We start from the raw sequence: 15,504 nt of genomic DNA, 5'->3' as shown, positions 1-15,504 counted from the left end.
CCCACGACCACGGCGAAGGCGCCGCGACGCAAGGCCTCGGTGACCTGTTCGGGCCGGTGGACGCGCCCCTCGGCCAGTACCGGGACGTCCAGGGCGCCCGAGAGGCTCTCCACCAGGTCCAGGTCGGGGCCCTCCCCACCGGTCGTGGCGGGGGTGTAGCCGGACAGGGTGGTGCCCACCAGGTCCGCGCCCGCCGCCACCGCGGCGAGTCCCTCCTCGTGGGTCGCGACGTCGGCCATGACCAACCGGCCCGTCTCCTCGTGGACCGCGCGGACGATGTCGGCGGTGGCGCTCCCGTCCGGTCGCCGGCGGCCGGTCGCGTCGATCGCCACGATGTCGGAACCGGCGCGCGCCACCTCCAGCGCCAGGCCCAGGGTCGGGGTGATCACGACCCCGCTGTTCCCCTCCTTGACCAGACCGATCAGCGGCAGGTCGGTGGCCTCGCGGATCCGGGCCAGGTCGGCGAGTCCCTGGGCCCGGATCCCCACCGCGCCGCCGTCCTGCGCGGCCCGCGCGACCCGGGCCATCGTGTCCGGGTCGCGCATCGGCTCCCCCGGGTAGGCCTGGCAGGAGACCACGACCCCCGATCGGAGTCGCTCCACCACGTTCGTCATCGGTGTTCCTTCCGCGTCGTCTCTTCGTTTTCCCGCCACACCAGGTGGGCGGCGCCGAGCAGGGCCGCGTCCGCCCCCAGCGCCGCGGGGACCACCGATAGTCCGCCCGGCGCCGGGACCAGGCCCCGTTCGATCTCCTCGGTCAGCGCCGACCACCAGTCGGCCCCCGCCCCGGCGACCCCGCCCCCGACCACGATGACGTCGGGGTCGATCACGTTGGCCAGGCCGGCCAGCGCCGATCCCAGGGCCGTGGCCCCGTCGACCAGCACGGAGCGGGCCACCGGGTCCCGATCCACCAGCGCCACGACCTCCTCCAGTCGTGTCACGGCGGCGCCACCGCGTTCGGTGTACTCGGCCACCAACGCGGGGCCGGAGGCGACCGACTCGACGTGGCCCTCGGCCCCGCAGGGACAACGGCGGCCGGCCGCGGCGGCCACGGGCACGTGTCCGACGTGACCCGCGGCCGCCCGGGCCCCGCCGTGGATCCGTCCTTCGCACAGCAGGGCGCCGCCCACCCCGGTGCCGACGGCCACCAGCAGGACCGTCGAACCTCCCCGGGCCGCGCCCCGGCGGTACTCCCCCAGGGCGTGGGCGTGGACGTCGTTGACCACGGCCACCGGCACCCCGAGTTCCGCGGTCAGGTGACCGCGAAGGTCGGTACCGGCCCAGCCGGGCAGGGAGTCCGTGGCCGAGAGCACCAGTCCGGTGTCGGGGTCGACGACCCCGGCGCTGCCGACACCGACCCCGACGACCTCGTGGTCGGCACCCACCTCACGGGCCAGTTCGACCGCGGTGTCGAGTACCGCCCCAGCTCCCCCCGCGGCCGGGGTGGGACGCTTGGCGCGGGTGAGAACGGCCCCGTCGGCGGTGACCGTGGCCGCCGCGGTCTTGGTGCCACCGATGTCCAGGGCCACGGCGACCCTGCTCACAGCAGCTCGACCTCCTCCAGGATCGCGCGGACGCGCCAGGTCTCCTCGTCGGTGAAGGGCCGCATCGGAGGCGCCGGCACGGGGTCGTCGATGACTCCGAGGAGGGCGAGCGCGCACTTGAACGCGCCGAGCCCGGCGGTGGATCCGCCGGCGGTGGCGGGGTCGGCCGCGCGGACGATGCGGAACAGTCGGATCAGGCGTTCCTGCTCGCGCCGGGCGGTCTCCCAGTCACCGGCCAGGCAGGCCGCCATCAGGCGCACGTAGCCGGCGGGGTCGACGTTGCCCAGTCCGGGGACCGCGCCGTCGGCGCCCATCAGCATCATGGCGTCGACCACGGCCTCGTGCCCGGTGAGCACGGAGAAACCGGGGATCTCCCGGCCACCGATCACCAGGTCGCGAAGGCCCGGGTCGTCTCCGCTGGAGTCCTTGATCCCGTCGATGATCCCGTCGGCGGCCAGCCGGAGGACCTCGTCCGCGGACAGCTTGCTGTGCACCGACACCGGGACGTCGTAGGCCAGGAGCGGCAGTTCGGTCCGGTGACGCACCACACGGAAGTGGCGGTCGATCTCGGCGGGGTGGGTGCGCGTGTAGAAGGGCGCGGTCACCACCAGGGCGTCGGCCCCGTGCTTGGCGGCGGCCTCGGCCCGCTCCACGACCCTGTTGGTCGTGGTCTCGATGCAGCCGGCCATGACCGGGACCCGCCCGGACACCGCGCCGACGACCGTGTCCAGGACGGTGTCGCGCTGGGTGTCGGTCAGGTACGCGGACTCGCCGGAGCTGCCCAGGGCGAAGATCCCGGAGACCCCCGCGTCGATCAGGGAGCCGACCAGCCGCTCCAGTGACACGGTGTCGACCTCGCCGTTCGTGTCCAGAGGGGTCACGATCGGCGGGACCACGCCCGTGTACTTCGGCGTGCGCTGACTCATGCGGTGCTCCTCGCGTTCGATTCGGGGTGGACGCAGTTCCATGTGTGCCCGTTGTCGGAGTCGCCGGCCGGGAACTCCTCGGCGCAGACGTCGGTCGCCTTCCAGCAGCGGGTGCGGAAGGGACAGCCCGTGGGCGGTGCGGTGGCGGACGGTACGGGTCCGCGCAGGATGATCCGCTCCGAGCGCTGCGTCAGGCTCGGGGTGGCGGAGAACAGGGCTCGGGTGTAGGGGTGACGGGGGTCCGCGACGATCTGTTCGGCGGGGCCCTCCTCGACGACGCGCCCGAGGTACATCACGGCGATGCGGTCGGCGAGGTGGCGGACGGTCTGGATGTCGTGGGACACGAACACCATGCCCAGGCCCAGGCGGGACCTGAGGTCGACGAGCAGGTTGAGCACCTGCGCGCGGACGGACACGTCCAGGGCGCTGGTCGGTTCGTCGGCCACCACCACGTCCGGTTGCAGGGCCAGGGCGCGGGCCACGGCGACGCGCTGTCGCTGGCCGCCCGATAACTGGGCCGGGACGGCGTCGCCCACGTGTCCGGGCAGACCGACCAGGTCGATCAGCTCGTCGACGCGCGCCTCGCGTTCGCTCATGGTGCCCCGGCGGTGGACGTCGAGCGGGTCCCGCAGGATCCCGCGGACCGACATGCGCGGGTTGAGCGCGGTCGAGGGGTCCTGGAAGACGACGCCCATCGCCGAGCCGAACTCCCGCCGGCGTCGCGAGGTGGGCATCGCCCACAGGTCCTCGCCACGGAAGCGGACGGTGCCCCGGGTGGGTCGTTGGAGTCCGGTCGCCACCTTGGCCAGGGTCGACTTCCCGCAGCCGGACTCGCCGACGATGCCCAGGACCTCGCCGCGCGCGATGGTGGCGGTGGCGTCGGTCAGGGCGTGGACACGGTCGCGGCGGAACAGGCCTCCGGTGCGTGCGGTGTGGACGACGTGCGCCCCGTCGAGTTCCACGATCGGCTCGGTCACAGCAGGGCTCCCTTCGACGCCGGTGCGGGATGCAGGCAGGCGTAGTCGTGGCCGGGACCGTCGTTGGTCAGGGAGGGCGGTGCGGTCAGGCACTCGGGGGTGACCGCGGAGCAGCGGCCGGCGAAACGGCAGCCGGCACCGAAGTCCTGCGCGGCCGGTACGACCCCGGGGATCTGGTGGAGGCGTTCGGCCCCCGCCTCCAGGGACAGGACCGAACCGAGCATCCCCCGCGCGTAGTGGTGGCGCGGCCGGGTGAGCAGGTCGCGGACGGGCGCGACCTCGGCGAGCTGGCCCGCGTACATGACGGCCACGCGGTGGGACATCTCGGCGACCAGGGCGAGGTCGTGCGAGACCAGCACCATCGCGAAGCCGAGTTCGTCCCGCAGTCTGGCGAGCAGTTCCACCACCTGGGCCTGGACGGTGACGTCCAGCGCCGTGGTCGGTTCGTCGGCGATGAGCAGCCGCGGCTTGCGGGAGAGCGCCATGGCGATGAGCACGCGTTGGCGCTGACCACCGGAGAGTTCGTGCGGGTAGCTGCGCATGGTGCGCTCGGGGGTGAGGCCGACCAGGTCCAGGAGTTCGGCCGGGCTCTGGTCACCTCCCCGGCTGGTGAGCTGGCGCAACTGGGTACCGACCAGGACCGAGGGGTTGAGGGACGACATGGCGTCCTGGTAGACCATCGCCAGCTCGGGTCCGGAGTAGGCGCGCCGCTCCTTCTGGGAGAGGGACAGCAGGTCCTTGCCGTCGTAGAGGATCTCGCCCGTCACCTCGGCCTGGCGGGGCAGCAGACCCATCAGGGCGAGGCTGGTGAGGCTCTTGCCGCAGCCGGACTCGCCGACCAGGCCGAGGGTCTCTCCGGCCCGGACGTCGAAGGAGAGTCCGTCGACCACGGACACGTCGCCGTGGCTGCCGGGGAACCCGATGCGCAGGTCGCGCACGGACAGCAGGGTGGGCGCGTCCTCGGCGACCGGCGGTACGGTCTCCTCGCGTTCACGGACGGCCGTGGCGAGACGGGCCAGGACCTCGGTGCGGTCGTCGTCCTCGGCCGGGACGTCGGTGGTGGTCTCGGCGGAGTCGGTCGCGCCGCCCCCGCCGCGCACCGCGCTCTTGGGCGCGGCCCAGGCGTCGGTGAGTCCCTCGGAGAGGATGTTGAGGGCGAGCACCGTCAGCAGGATGGCCAGGCCGGGGAAGAAGGTGGCCCACCAGCCGCCGGACAACAGCAGCTGACGTCCGTAGGAGATGACGTTGCCCCAGCTGGGCAGCGGGTCCTGGATACCGGCGCCGATGAAGGCCAGGCTGGCCTCGTAGACGATCGCGTCGGCCACCAGGATGGCCGCGAACACCATGACCGGCGCGGCGCAGTTGATCGCGACGTGCTTGATCAGCACGTAGTGGCGACGGGCACCGATCAGGCGTTCCGCCGCCACGTAGTCCTCCCCGTACTGGGTCAGGACGTTGGCGCGCACGACCCTGGCCAGAGAGGGCACGTAGATCACCGCGATGGCGCCGATGAGGACGGGGATGCCACTGCCGAAGACCGCGACCAGCACGGCGGCCAGGGCGATCCCGGGGAACGCCATGAGCACGTCCAGCACCCGCATGATCGACTCGTCGATGACGCGGTGGGAGGTGGCGGCGATACCACCGAGGATCCCGCCCACGAACAGGGCCAACAGGGTGGCGCCAATGCCGATCAGCAACGAGTAGCGCGCCCCGTGCACGACCCGGGAGAAGACGTCGCGTCCGGCCCGGTCGGTGCCGAACCAGTGTTCGGGTCCGGGCGGCTGGGCCGGGACGCCCGTGGCCAGCGGGTTCTGGACGAAGAAGGGTGCGACGATCGCGATGACGCAGATCGCCAGCATGACCACGAGGGAGATCCTCGCGGCGAGGGACAGGCGGTGTTTCCTGGAGGGCTTGGAGAGCCCGGTCAGGCGGTCCGCGAGTCGAGGGCGCACGTGATCACACCTCTCGGATCCGTGGGTTGACGACGACGTAGAGCAGGTCGATCACGAGGTTGACGACCAAGAGGGAGATGGCGACCGTGAGCACGGCGCCCTGGACGAGGGCGACGTCGGCGTTGGTCACGCCGGTGAGCAGGAGTTGGCCCATGCCGGGCAGGTCGAAGATGGTCTCGATGACCACCGCGCCGCCGAGTGCGTAGCCGAACCGCCACCCCAGCACCGTCAACGGCGTGATCAGCGCGTTGCGCAGGGCGCCGCGCAGTACGAGCCACCGGGGCAGGCCGTTACCGATGGCGGTGCGGACGTAGTCGCGGTCGAGTTCCTCCACCATCGAGGTGCGCACCAGGCGGGAGAGCTGCGCGCCGATGGGGATCGCCACCGCGATGGTCGGCAGGGTCATGGTCATGACCCAACCGGAGAAGGAGTCGACCGGAGCGGTGTAGCCACCGGTGGGCAGGAGCCCGAGCCCGAGGGAGAACTGCTGGATGAGCAGGATCGCCAGCCAGAACGGTGGGAGCGCCACACAGGCGATGGACACGATCCGGGTGACCTGGTCGGGCCAACGGTCCCGCCACAGAGCGCCGGTGAGTCCCATGAACAGGGCGAAGACGATGGCTCCGCCCATGCCCGTCATGGTCAGTTCCAGGGTGAGCGGGAAGGCCTCCGCGATCCGGTCGACCACGGGGGTGGCCGGCGGCGCGGTCATTCCCAGGTCACCTTGGACCAGGTCCCCGAGGAAGTCGATGTAACGGACGGGCAGTGGTTGGTCGAGTCCGTGTTCCGCGGCGTAGGCGGCACGGGCCTCCTCGCTGGCGCCCACGCCCAAGGCGTTGTAGGCGGGGTCGTTCGGTGAGAACTGAAGGATCACGAAGACCAGCAGGGAGACGCCCAGGAGCATCACCGGTAGGACCAGTGCTCTGCGCAGGGCGAGGCGCATGAAGACGCGCATCGGGGTTTCTCTCCTCGTGGAGCGGGCGGGGGCCGGACCCGTTCGGGTGGGTCCGGCCCCGAGGTCGAGGTCAGGCCGGGCCGACGTCCAGGAAGGACAAGCCGGTGGTGTTGATCGGCCGGAACCCTTCCAGCGCGTCGTCGTTCCAAGCCGTGATCAGCTTGCGGTGCAGGATCGGGTAGAGGGGGACCTCGTCGGCGATGAGGTCGATCGTCTCCGCCCAGAGTTCGGCGCGCTCCGCCTCGTCGTCGGTCCGGACGGCCTCGTCGAGAAGTTCGAGGACCTTGTCGGCCTCCTCGGTCTCGGACCAGTTGTAGTAGCTCGTGGGCCACTGACCGTCGAAGAACCAGCGCAACAGAAGGTCGACGTCGTTACCGAAGACGGACGGGTCACCGGGGGCGACCATGGCACGGAACTTGCCGCTCTCGACCTTGTTCGCGTACTGACCGCCCGACTCACCGATGTCGAGGGTGGTGGTGACGCCCACCGCGTCCCAGCTCTCCTTGATGAGCGGGACCACGTCCTTGACCCAGCCGGTGTTGGTGGCGACCAGGTCGATCTCCAGTCCGTCGACCCCGGCCTCCTCCAGCAGTTCCCGAGCCCGGTCGGGGTCGTGCCGGTAGACCGTGCCCGCTTCGCGGTGGTCGGGGTGCGACTCGGGCAGGAATCCGGTGGCGGCGGCCGCTCCGCCCAGCATCGCCGTCTCGACGATCTTCTCGTGGTCGATGGCGTAGTGCAGGGCCTGGCGGACCCGCTTGTCGTCGAAGGGCTTCTCGGCACAGTTGAACATGAGGAACAGCAGGCCGAACGACTGCTCCTGTTCGACGGTCGAGGCGGACTCCAACGCTTCGGCGTCGAGGTAGGGCACGTCCTCGATCACGCTGACCCGGCCGGACTGGAGGGCGGTGACGCGGGCGCTGGGGTCGTCCAGCAGCATCCACACCATCTCGTCGGCGAGCGCCTCGCGCGGGCCGTTGTAGGCCTCCCACCGTTCGAAGGTGATGTTGTCCGCGGCGGTGGCCGATACCAGCTTGTAGGGGCCGGAGCCGACGGGTGCCGAGTCGAACCCCTGCCGGTCCTCTTCGACGAGGGCCTTGGGCACGATCTTGATGATGCCGAGCCGTTCGACCGCGAGCGCGAAGGGGTGCTTGAGGACGATCTCCACCGTGTCCTCGTCCACCTCCGTCACCTCCTCGATGAAGGAGACGAACTGCGCCATCAGCGAGTTGTTCTCGGGGTCGAGGACCCGCTCGAAGCTGTAGACCACGTCCTCGGCCGTGACGGGGTCTCCGTTGTGGAACACCGCCTCCTCGCGGAGGGTGACGCGCAGGGTCGTGTCGTCGACCTGTTCGGGCATGTCGGCGGCGAGCGCGTTGTAGGGCTCCCGGGTCACCGGGTCCAGGTCGACCAGGGCCTCGAAGATGTGCAGGTTGGCCGCCTGCGGCAGGGCCCCGGTCGCGGTCATGGGATCGAAACCGGTGGAAAGCGTGTAGGACAGGCCGGCCTCGATGCGGTTCGAGGAACCCCCTCCTCCCCCCGAGGAGGCCCCGCAGGCGCTGAGCGATCCGGCCAGGGCCGCGGCGGTGCCTGTGGCACCGACGAACTGGAGGAAACGCCGACGCTCCATGGCGCCGGGGTCGAAGTGGAACACGATCACTCCTTGTCGGGGGGACGGGCAAGACCTCAGGGGAAGGGCATATGACGTCTGATGTCCGATGCCTGTAGGGTGTGACTCTAAGCACCAAACAGGAAAGGGGTCAATACGTTGACCGAGGAATTGACCAAGCCCGCCTCGCGGAACACTCTGCGCGGTCATGAGGTTACGGAGCAGATCAAGAACTTCATCCTCCGCAACGGCCTGACCCCGGGCGACCCGCTGCCCACCGAGACCGAACTGTGCTCCGAGCTCGGCGCGAGCCGCTCCAGCGTCCGCGAGGCGATAAAACGCCTCAGCGCCCTGGACATAGTCGAGGTCCGGCACGGACACGGCACCTACGTGGGGCGGCTGTCCCTCAACTCCCTGGTCGAGAGCCTGACCTTCCGCGGTCGCCTGAGCAGCGGAGACGACCTCGCGACACTCTACGAGCTGGTCACCGTGCGCAAGGTCCTCGAACAGGGCCTGGGCCGCGACATCGTCAACGGGTACGACGAGGAACAGCACCAGAGCCTCGCGGAACTGGTCACCGGGATGGAGGAGGCCGCCGAACGCGGCGAGAGCTTCGTGGAGGAGGACCGCGCCTTCCACCTGATGCTGTTGGCCCCCCTGAACAACCAGCTGGTCACCCAGCTCACCGGGGCCTTCTGGGACGTGCAGGCGGTCGTGGCCCCGCTACTGCTCACCACGGAGGAGGACGCCCGCGAGACCGCCGCCGCGCACCGAGCGATCATCGACGCCGCGCACCGAGGAGACCAGGCCGGGTTCGTGGCGGCGGTGGCCGACCACTACGCCCCGATCCTCCATCTCCTCGAAAAACCCGCCACAACGGGGGTTGACCACGACACCCCCGACGCTTAGCGTCCTAGACGTCTGATGTCCGATGCCTCCGCCCCCTACCGGAGGTATCCATGAGAAAGCACGCGAGTCCCGTCGTCATGGCTGTGGGCCTGGCCGTCACCGCCGCCCTGGTGTCGCCCGCCGCAGCCGACGACGCCACCCCCGACCCCCGGACCACCGCGGCCGAACCGATCATCGAACGCGTCGACCTGGCCAGTGCCGGGGAGGGCGCCCACACCTGGCGCATCCCCGCCCTCGAAGTGCTCGAAGACGGCACGCTGGTCGCCGCCTACGACCGACGCAACGACAGCGCCGCCGACCTGCCCGGCGACCTCGACCTCATGGTCCGTCGCAGCCACGACAAGGGACGCACCTGGACCGAACCCCAGGTGGTCGTCGACTACGACGACGGTGTCGGCGCGGGCGACCCCAGCCTGCTCCTGGACCGCGAGACCGGTCGCCTGTTCATGTTCCACGCCCACGGACCCGACGGGGTCGGGTTCTTCAACTCCTCCGACGGCAACTCCAACGACAGCCAGGACATCCTCCACACCGACTACTCCTACTCCGACGACGGCGGACGGACCTGGAAGACCCGGCGCATCACCGAGGACATCAAGGACCCCGCCTGGTTCGGGATCTTCGCCTCGTCCGGCACCGGCATCCAGCTCTCCGACGGTCGCCTGGTCCAGCAGTACGCCTACGACTCCGGTGACGGGATCTACGCCGTGAGCGTCTACAGCGACGACCACGGGGAGACCTGGCAGGCCGGAGAACCCGTGGGACCGGGCATGGACGAGAACAAGACCGTGGAGTTGGCCGACGGTCGCGTCATGCTCAACAGCCGCACCCCGCAGGGCCCCTACCGCCTGATCGCCTACTCCGAGGACGGTGGCGAGACCTACGGCGACCCGGTCCCCGACCACGAACTGATCGACCCCACCAACAACGCCGGCCTGATCCGCTACGACGCCGACGCCGAGGAGGGCACGGATCGAGCGCACAAGCTCCTGTTCACCAACACCAGACACGAGAGCTCGCGGGAGAACCTGACGGTCAACATGTCCTGCGACGACGGTGAGACCTGGCCGGTGGCCAGGGCCATCGACCGCGGCGCGGCCGCCTACTCCACGATCGTGCCCCTGGGCGACGACGAGTTCGGTGTCCTCTACGAGCGCGGGAACGTCGAGCACATCACGTTCCTGCGATTCAACTCCGCCTGGTTGGAAGAGGACTGCTAGGGAATCCGAGCCTCACCCGGCCCCGCCCTCGGGACCTTCGGGACCCGAGGGCGGGTCATCGTCGCCATCACCAGCAGGCCCAGGGCAGAGGTGCCGAACAGCAGCACCCCCATGGGCACCGCGGTGGTCTCGTCCAACCCCACCAGCGGCGCCACGACGGCGCCGATGAACATGGGTAGCGCGCCCAACAGCGAACCGGCGCTGCCCGCCCGGTCCTCCTGGCCCTCCATCGCCAGCGCGAAGGAACCGGTGAGGACCACCCCCATGCACGTCATGTAGACGAAGATCGAAACCACGAGCAGCGACAGCGGGCCCTGCAGGAGCGCCGTGGCGAACACGACGGCGGTGACCACGACGGCGGTGACCACGGCGACGTAGAGAAGGGACCGCTCACCGAAGCGTTCGCCGAGTCGGCCCACCGCGGCGCTGCCCAGGATGATCGCGATGCCGTTGACCCCGAAAAGGAACCCGAAGACCTGCGGGGACACCCCGTACAGGTCCTGGTAGACGAACGGGGTCCCGGCCACGTAGGCGAAGCTGCCGCCGTGCAGCAGGCCGACGACGAGCGTGTACCCCAGGTAACGACGGTCCCGCAGCAGGACGCCCATCGCGGACAGGCTCCCGCCCAGGGTGCCGGGGATACGCCGTTCGGTCGGCAGGGTCTCGGGCAACCGCACCGCCACCACCACGACGACCACCACGCCCACCAGGGCCAACGTCCAGAAGATGGACCGCCAGTCGGTGAAGGGCAGCCACAGCACACCGCCGCCCAGGATCGGCGCGGCCATCGGCGCCACCGCGACGACCACCATGATCAGCGCGAAGAAGCGGGTGAGGGCGGATCCGTCGAAGACGTCGCGCACGATCGCACGGGAGAGCACCACCCCGGCGCTCGCGGTGAAGCCCTGGAGGAACCGGCCCAGGACCAGCACCGTCGTGTTCGGCGCGAGCGCGCACAGGGCCGTGGCCAGGACGAACAACGCGACGCACACCAGCAGTGGTCCGCGCCTGCCGCGGGCGTCGCTGACCGGGCCGATCACCACCTGACCCGCGGCGAGCCCGACCAGACAGGTGGTGAGGCTCAGCTGCACCTGGGAGGCGTTGGCCCCCAGGTCCGCGGAGATCTCCGGGAACGCCGGAAGGTACATGTCGATGTTGAGCGGGCCCAACACGGTGAGCATGGCGAGCAGGAGGGCCAATCCCAGGCGGGCGCGACCGGTCGGGTTGCGGAGCATCCGCCAACCGTAACCGGACCGCCCCGGCCGGGTCCCGGGTCGATCCCTCGATCTGACACCGATCCGTCAGGTACGCGGCTCAGAAGAGCACGGACATGACCTCGCCGACCTGGCGGAACCCGACCCTGCTGTAGGTGGCGCGGGCCGGGGAGTTGAAGTCGTTCACGTACAGGGTCACGCGGGGCGCGATCTCGGCGAGGGCGTAGTTCACCACCGCGGCCATACCGGCCGCGGAGTACCCACGACCGCGCAGCTCCGGGTGCACCCACACACCCTGCACCTGGCAGGCCTGGGGGGTGACGGCACCGATCTCGGCCTTGAACACGACCCGACCGTCCTCGATGCGGGCGAAGGCACGACCGGTGCGGACGAGTTCCTCGACCCTGGCCCGGTAGAGCGCTCCCCCATCACCGGAGTCCGGTGGGACACCGACCTCCTCGGTGAACATGGCGACACAGGCCGGTACCAGGGTGTTGATCTCGCTGACGCGGACACGGCGCACCAGTGGGTCGGCGGGCACCGCCGGTGGCCCGTCGATCTCCAGGACGGGTTGGCTGGCACGGATCGTTCGGGCGGGCCCCCAAGCGGGAGTGACCTGCTGCCAGAAGTCGCTGACCGCCTCCACGGGGCCGACGATCGACGAGCAGCGGCGGCCGCGCCACCGAGCGTGGTCGGCGAAACTGCGAACGGCGGCGGGCCCGGCGTTGACCGGGACCAGGTTGGCGCCCGAGTAGCACAGCGCCGTCAACCTGCCTCGCTCGACGTGTCCCCACACCTCGGCGCCGCCGACACCGGCGATCCCGGTGGTCAGCAGGCGCGAGGCGACGAAGACGTTGCCGACGGGGTCGGTGTCCAGGAGCGTTCGGACGGCCTCCCGGTCGTGTTCGCCCAGAATTCGAACCGGTGAGGTCCGCAGCATCGCATCTCCCCCATATCCCCGATGACCGGGAACGGTCACCGGGCCAAAGACGAATTCGCGCCGATTCCAGCCTATTCGACCGTTCCTGCGGACTCACCCGGGTACTCCAAACCGATGGGGCCCAATCGGTCCACGGGCGTGTGGGGCGCGGACTGCGTGTCGCGCGGTTCGGGTTCGGGGCGTGGGTCACAGGTCAGGTCGGGGCCCTCGGCGCCGCGTTCGGGCAGGGTCCCCTCGCGCAGGTAGTCGACGACGGCCTCGTCCACGCAGGCGTTGCCGGTGAGGGAGACCCCGTGGGTGATGCCGCCGTCCTCGATCACCAGGGAGGACCCGGGCAGGCGCTCGCGCAGGGCGTACGCCCCCTCCACCGAGGTGGCGCCGTCGTCGGTGGCGTGCACGAGGAGCACGTCACCGTCGTAGGCGGGGTATTCGTCGGGCGCGTCACCGACCTGGAGCCAGGGGGCGGACTCTCCGTCCCACGTGGCGCACGGGGCGTTGTACCAGATGTTGTGCCATCCCATGAAGGGCGCGTCCTCGTGCACCTGCCGGGCGTCGGCGTTCCAGGTCTCCCAGGCCTTGGGCCATTCGGCGTCGGTGCACTGGACGGCGAGGTAGCCGCCGTACGCGGGGTCGCTCTCGGCGTCGTCGCCGTAGTTCTCGTGCAACTCCCGCAGGGGGGCGGAGTCGCCGTCCCGGATCTGCGCGGACATGGCGGAGGCGACCGCGGGCCAGGTACCGCCGCTGTAGGCGACGACGATGACGGCGCCCTCCAGTTCGGTGGGGCCGACCGTGTCCTCCGCGGGGTTCTCTCGCAGTTCGGAGCGCAGGTCGTAGTAGGCGTCGGCGACCGCTTCTCCGTCGGTGCCCAGCCCGTAGGCGTCGTCGTGGCGGGCCACCCAGTCGAAGAAGTTGTGGGCGGCCCGGTCCAGGGCCCGGCTCTGCGCCAGGTTGCTCTCGTACCAGGGGTTGTCCGGGTCGACGACACTGTCCAGGACCACGGCGCGGACGCTGTCGGGGTAGAGCGAACTGTAGACGGTGCCGAGGTAGCTGCCGTAGGAGTAACCCAGGTAGTCGACCTGTTCCCGTCCCAGGGCGACGCGCATGGCGTCCATGTCGTGGGCGGTGTCCTCGGTGCGCATGTGGTCCAGGAGGGGGCCGGCGTCCTCCGCGCAGGCGTCGGCGTAGGCCTCGGCGTCGGCGCGCAGGGCCTGTTCCTCCTCTGCGTCGGCCGGGACCGTGTCCTTTCGGACCGGGGCGAAGAAGTCGGGGTCGCAGGTGATCCCGGGGGTGGAGGCGCCCATACCGCGCGGGTCGAAGGCGACCACGTCGTAGGTCTCGCGGAGTTCCTCGGGCATGCGCAGGTGGGTGTGCGAGGCCCACTGGCGGCCGGCGCTGCCGGGGCCGCCCGGGTTGACCAGCATGGTGTGTTCGGCGGTGCCGGTGGCGGGCACGCGGGAGAGCGCGATCTCGACGCTCTCGGTGAGGGCGTGAGGGTCGGCGACGCCGGGTCCGTGGACCATCGGCACGGCGAGGGTGGCGCATTCGAGGTTCTCGTCCTCGACGGGGTCGAGGTCCTCGCATGGCGCCCAGTCCAGGGACGTCTCGGGGGCGGGGGCCTCGGGGGCGGTGGGAGCGGCGGCCTGGGCGGGGGATAGTGCGGTCAGTGCGGCCAAAAGCGCGCCGCCGCCGCAGTAGGCGACCCATCGTGTGCCCGTTCGTCCCCGCACCCGTCCACCCCTCGCCATCCCCTTTGAACCTTCTAGCGCATTCTCTCTGTTACCGAGCGTGACAATGGGAAGCGACACGGACCCCACCCTGGCATGCCGACGGTAAGATGTGCCCTGGTCGTTTCAGATGGTGACAAAGGGGCGCAATGCGGCTTGATCGTGTCGATGAGCGGATCATCGCGATACTCGGCGCGGACGCACGGATGAGCTTCGCCGAGATCGGCGGAGAGGTCGGTCTCAGCCCCTCCGCCGTCAAGCGCCGGGTGGATCGGCTGGTCGAGTCGGGCGCCGTGCGCGGCTTCACCGTCGTGGTCGAACCTAAGGCGATCGGGTGGACCACCGAGGCGTTCATCGAGCTGTACTGCCGCGCCCGCACCTCCCCCACCGAGATCCGCAAGGGTCTGACGGGCTACGCCGAGATCACCTCGGCATGCACCGTCACCGGCGACGCCGACGCCCTGGTCCAGGTCCGCGCCCGCGACACCCACCACTTGGAAGAGGTCATCGAGCGCATCGGCGCCGAACCCTTCGTGGTGCGCACCAAGAGCACCCTGGTGCTGTCCCGCCTGGTCGACCAGCCCATCCTCGCCGGTACCGCCGATCAGACCTAGAAGAGGCCTCTACGGCCCGCCAGGGAGTCGATCCACTGGTTCAGGTGCCCCGACCAGTCACGACCGGCGCCCTCGTGGTGGCTCACGCTGAAGCGGTGGTAGGTGTCGCGGCCCTCGGAGAAGAGCAGTCCCGGCTTCTTGTCCAGTTCCAGCACCACGTCGATGCCGTGCTCGTCGGTGACCAGGGACAGTTCCAGTTCGTTCAGGCCCCGGTAGCGACGGGGAGAGCGGAACTCGATCTCCTGGTAGAAGGGCAGTCGCTGCCGGGTCCTGGCCAGGCGGCCGCGCTCCAGGTCGGCGTGCTTGAACGTGAACCCGAGGGAGAACAGCGAGTCCAGGATCGCGGCCTGCGCGGGAAGGGGCTGCACGGCCACCGGGTCCAGGTCCCCGGGATCGACCGCCTTGGCCACGTGCAGACGAGTGTTCACGCCGAGGTTCATGTCCCGCAGATGACGACCGCGGTGGGTCGTGATGGGGGTCTCCCAGGGCACGAAGAGCTCGAAGGGCACCTCGAAGCGCTGCCCCGGCACCAGGGCCACGCCCTCGCCCAGACGCACTCGGTGGAACTCCATGGCGCTGTCGACCTCGTGGTCGCCCACCTCGGTCTCGACCCGGGCCTGGAGGCCGATCGTGAGCTGCTCCACCTTCTGCTCGACGTCACCGCCCGCGATGACGACGGTGCCCTGAAGAGAGCCGCCCGGAACGGTCACGGAGGAGTCCAGTGAGGCCTCCACCGAGGCCCCACCGAATCCGATACCGGCGAGCAGACGTTTGATGACCATGGGCACTTCCTCATCTCGGTGGGCATGCGGCCGAGACATCGGGGGCTCCCGGCCGCCCGCAACCTATCGCAGGTGTTCCGGGAGCGGAAAAAGGGCCCCGGTCCGCGTTGTGGGGAACGCGGACCAGGGCCCTCCTTCC

At 70.3% G+C, this 15,504-nt stretch carries 14 protein-coding genes; 3 read left to right on the top strand and 11 right to left on the bottom strand.

What is annotated here, in order from left to right; translation table 11 throughout:
* The 7 genes from ABZ717_RS22965 to ABZ717_RS22935 form a co-directional block, all read right to left on the bottom strand.
* The coding region (locus ABZ717_RS22965) for an N-acetylmannosamine-6-phosphate 2-epimerase (protein ID WP_358513830.1) at positions 1 to 614 on the bottom strand (614 nt) is incomplete at its 3' end.
* Positions 611 to 1,543 (bottom strand): ROK family protein, encoded by a 933-nt coding sequence (locus ABZ717_RS22960; RefSeq protein WP_358513828.1) that lies wholly within the window; start codon positions 1,541 to 1,543, stop codon positions 611 to 613. The genes ABZ717_RS22965 and ABZ717_RS22960, both read right to left, overlap by 4 nt.
* On the bottom strand, positions 1,540 to 2,469 hold the full coding sequence (locus ABZ717_RS22955) for a dihydrodipicolinate synthase family protein (RefSeq protein ID WP_358513826.1): 930 nt from the start codon (positions 2,467 to 2,469) through the stop codon (positions 1,540 to 1,542). Before ABZ717_RS22955 ends, ABZ717_RS22960 begins: the two co-directional genes overlap by 4 nt.
* On the bottom strand, positions 2,466 to 3,446 hold the full coding sequence (locus tag ABZ717_RS22950; protein WP_358513824.1) for an ABC transporter ATP-binding protein: 981 nt from the start codon (positions 3,444 to 3,446) through the stop codon (positions 2,466 to 2,468). Before ABZ717_RS22950 ends, ABZ717_RS22955 begins: the two co-directional genes overlap by 4 nt.
* Entirely contained in the window at positions 3,443 to 5,401 is a 1,959-nt protein-coding gene (locus ABZ717_RS22945; protein ID WP_358513822.1) for a dipeptide/oligopeptide/nickel ABC transporter permease/ATP-binding protein, read from the bottom strand. The genes ABZ717_RS22950 and ABZ717_RS22945 overlap by 4 nt, the downstream gene beginning before the upstream one ends.
* A 4-nt stretch (positions 5,402 to 5,405) precedes the next feature.
* Entirely contained in the window at positions 5,406 to 6,356 is a 951-nt protein-coding gene (locus ABZ717_RS22940; protein ID WP_358513820.1) for an ABC transporter permease, read from the bottom strand.
* Between the two features lie 70 nt (positions 6,357 to 6,426).
* Positions 6,427 to 8,007 (bottom strand): ABC transporter substrate-binding protein, encoded by a 1,581-nt coding sequence (locus tag ABZ717_RS22935; RefSeq protein WP_358513818.1) that lies wholly within the window; start codon positions 8,005 to 8,007, stop codon positions 6,427 to 6,429.
* 114 nt (positions 8,008 to 8,121) lie between these two features.
* On the opposite strand from ABZ717_RS22935, the gene ABZ717_RS22930 reads away from it, so the two are divergent.
* Complete coding sequence (locus ABZ717_RS22930; RefSeq protein ID WP_358513816.1) at positions 8,122 to 8,871, top strand: FadR/GntR family transcriptional regulator; 750 nt, start codon at positions 8,122 to 8,124, stop codon at positions 8,869 to 8,871.
* A 50-nt stretch (positions 8,872 to 8,921) separates the two neighbouring features.
* Complete coding sequence (locus tag ABZ717_RS22925) at positions 8,922 to 10,091, top strand: sialidase family protein (RefSeq protein ID WP_358513814.1); 1,170 nt, start codon at positions 8,922 to 8,924, stop codon at positions 10,089 to 10,091.
* Here ABZ717_RS22925 and ABZ717_RS22920 read toward each other — a convergent pair.
* From ABZ717_RS22920 to ABZ717_RS22910, 3 genes are all read right to left on the bottom strand, one after another.
* Positions 10,088 to 11,326 (bottom strand): Bcr/CflA family efflux MFS transporter, encoded by a 1,239-nt coding sequence (locus ABZ717_RS22920; protein WP_358513812.1) that lies wholly within the window; start codon positions 11,324 to 11,326, stop codon positions 10,088 to 10,090. The genes ABZ717_RS22925 and ABZ717_RS22920 overlap by 4 nt on opposite strands.
* Before the next feature lie 79 nt (positions 11,327 to 11,405).
* Positions 11,406 to 12,245, bottom strand: a complete 840-nt coding sequence (locus tag ABZ717_RS22915) for a GNAT family N-acetyltransferase (protein ID WP_358513810.1) — start codon at positions 12,243 to 12,245, stop codon at positions 11,406 to 11,408.
* Positions 12,246 to 12,316: 71 nt separating this feature from the next.
* Positions 12,317 to 13,972 carry an alpha/beta hydrolase gene (locus ABZ717_RS22910; protein ID WP_358513808.1) on the bottom strand — a complete coding sequence of 552 codons (1,656 nt, stop codon included), beginning with the start codon at positions 13,970 to 13,972 and terminating at the stop codon, positions 12,317 to 12,319.
* Positions 13,973 to 14,118: 146 nt separating this feature from the next.
* Here ABZ717_RS22910 and ABZ717_RS22905 point away from each other — a divergent pair, with 146 nt between their 5' ends.
* Positions 14,119 to 14,583, top strand: a complete 465-nt coding sequence (locus ABZ717_RS22905) for an Lrp/AsnC family transcriptional regulator (RefSeq protein ID WP_358513806.1) — start codon at positions 14,119 to 14,121, stop codon at positions 14,581 to 14,583.
* On the opposite strand, the gene ABZ717_RS22900 is transcribed toward ABZ717_RS22905, so the two are convergent.
* Positions 14,580 to 15,365 carry a sporulation protein gene (locus tag ABZ717_RS22900; protein WP_358513804.1) on the bottom strand — a complete coding sequence of 262 codons (786 nt, stop codon included), beginning with the start codon at positions 15,363 to 15,365 and terminating at the stop codon, positions 14,580 to 14,582. The two genes, ABZ717_RS22905 and ABZ717_RS22900, sit on opposite strands and share 4 nt — an antisense overlap.
* Positions 15,366 to 15,504: the final 139 nt, after the last annotated feature.

This window comes from Nocardiopsis sp. NPDC006832 (genome assembly GCF_040635885.1).
In the GTDB taxonomy this organism is placed as follows: domain Bacteria; phylum Actinomycetota; class Actinomycetes; order Streptosporangiales; family Streptosporangiaceae; genus Nocardiopsis.
This window is presented reverse-complemented; position numbering and strand designations above follow the sequence as displayed.

Coding starts and splice junctions, on each gene's coding strand:
- ABZ717_RS22920 (WP_358513812.1), bottom strand. CDS start 11,326: ATGCTCCGCAACCCGACCGGTCGCGCCCGCCTGGGATTGGCCCTCCTG.
- ABZ717_RS22905 (WP_358513806.1), top strand. CDS start 14,119: ATGCGGCTTGATCGTGTCGATGAGCGGATCATCGCGATACTCGGCGCG.
- ABZ717_RS22940 (WP_358513820.1), bottom strand. CDS start 6,356: ATGCGCGTCTTCATGCGCCTCGCCCTGCGCAGAGCACTGGTCCTACCG.
- ABZ717_RS22915 (WP_358513810.1), bottom strand. CDS start 12,245: ATGCTGCGGACCTCACCGGTTCGAATTCTGGGCGAACACGACCGGGAG.
- ABZ717_RS22900 (WP_358513804.1), bottom strand. CDS start 15,365: ATGGTCATCAAACGTCTGCTCGCCGGTATCGGATTCGGTGGGGCCTCG.
- ABZ717_RS22925 (WP_358513814.1), top strand. CDS start 8,922: ATGAGAAAGCACGCGAGTCCCGTCGTCATGGCTGTGGGCCTGGCCGTC.
- ABZ717_RS22955 (WP_358513826.1), bottom strand. CDS start 2,469: ATGAGTCAGCGCACGCCGAAGTACACGGGCGTGGTCCCGCCGATCGTG.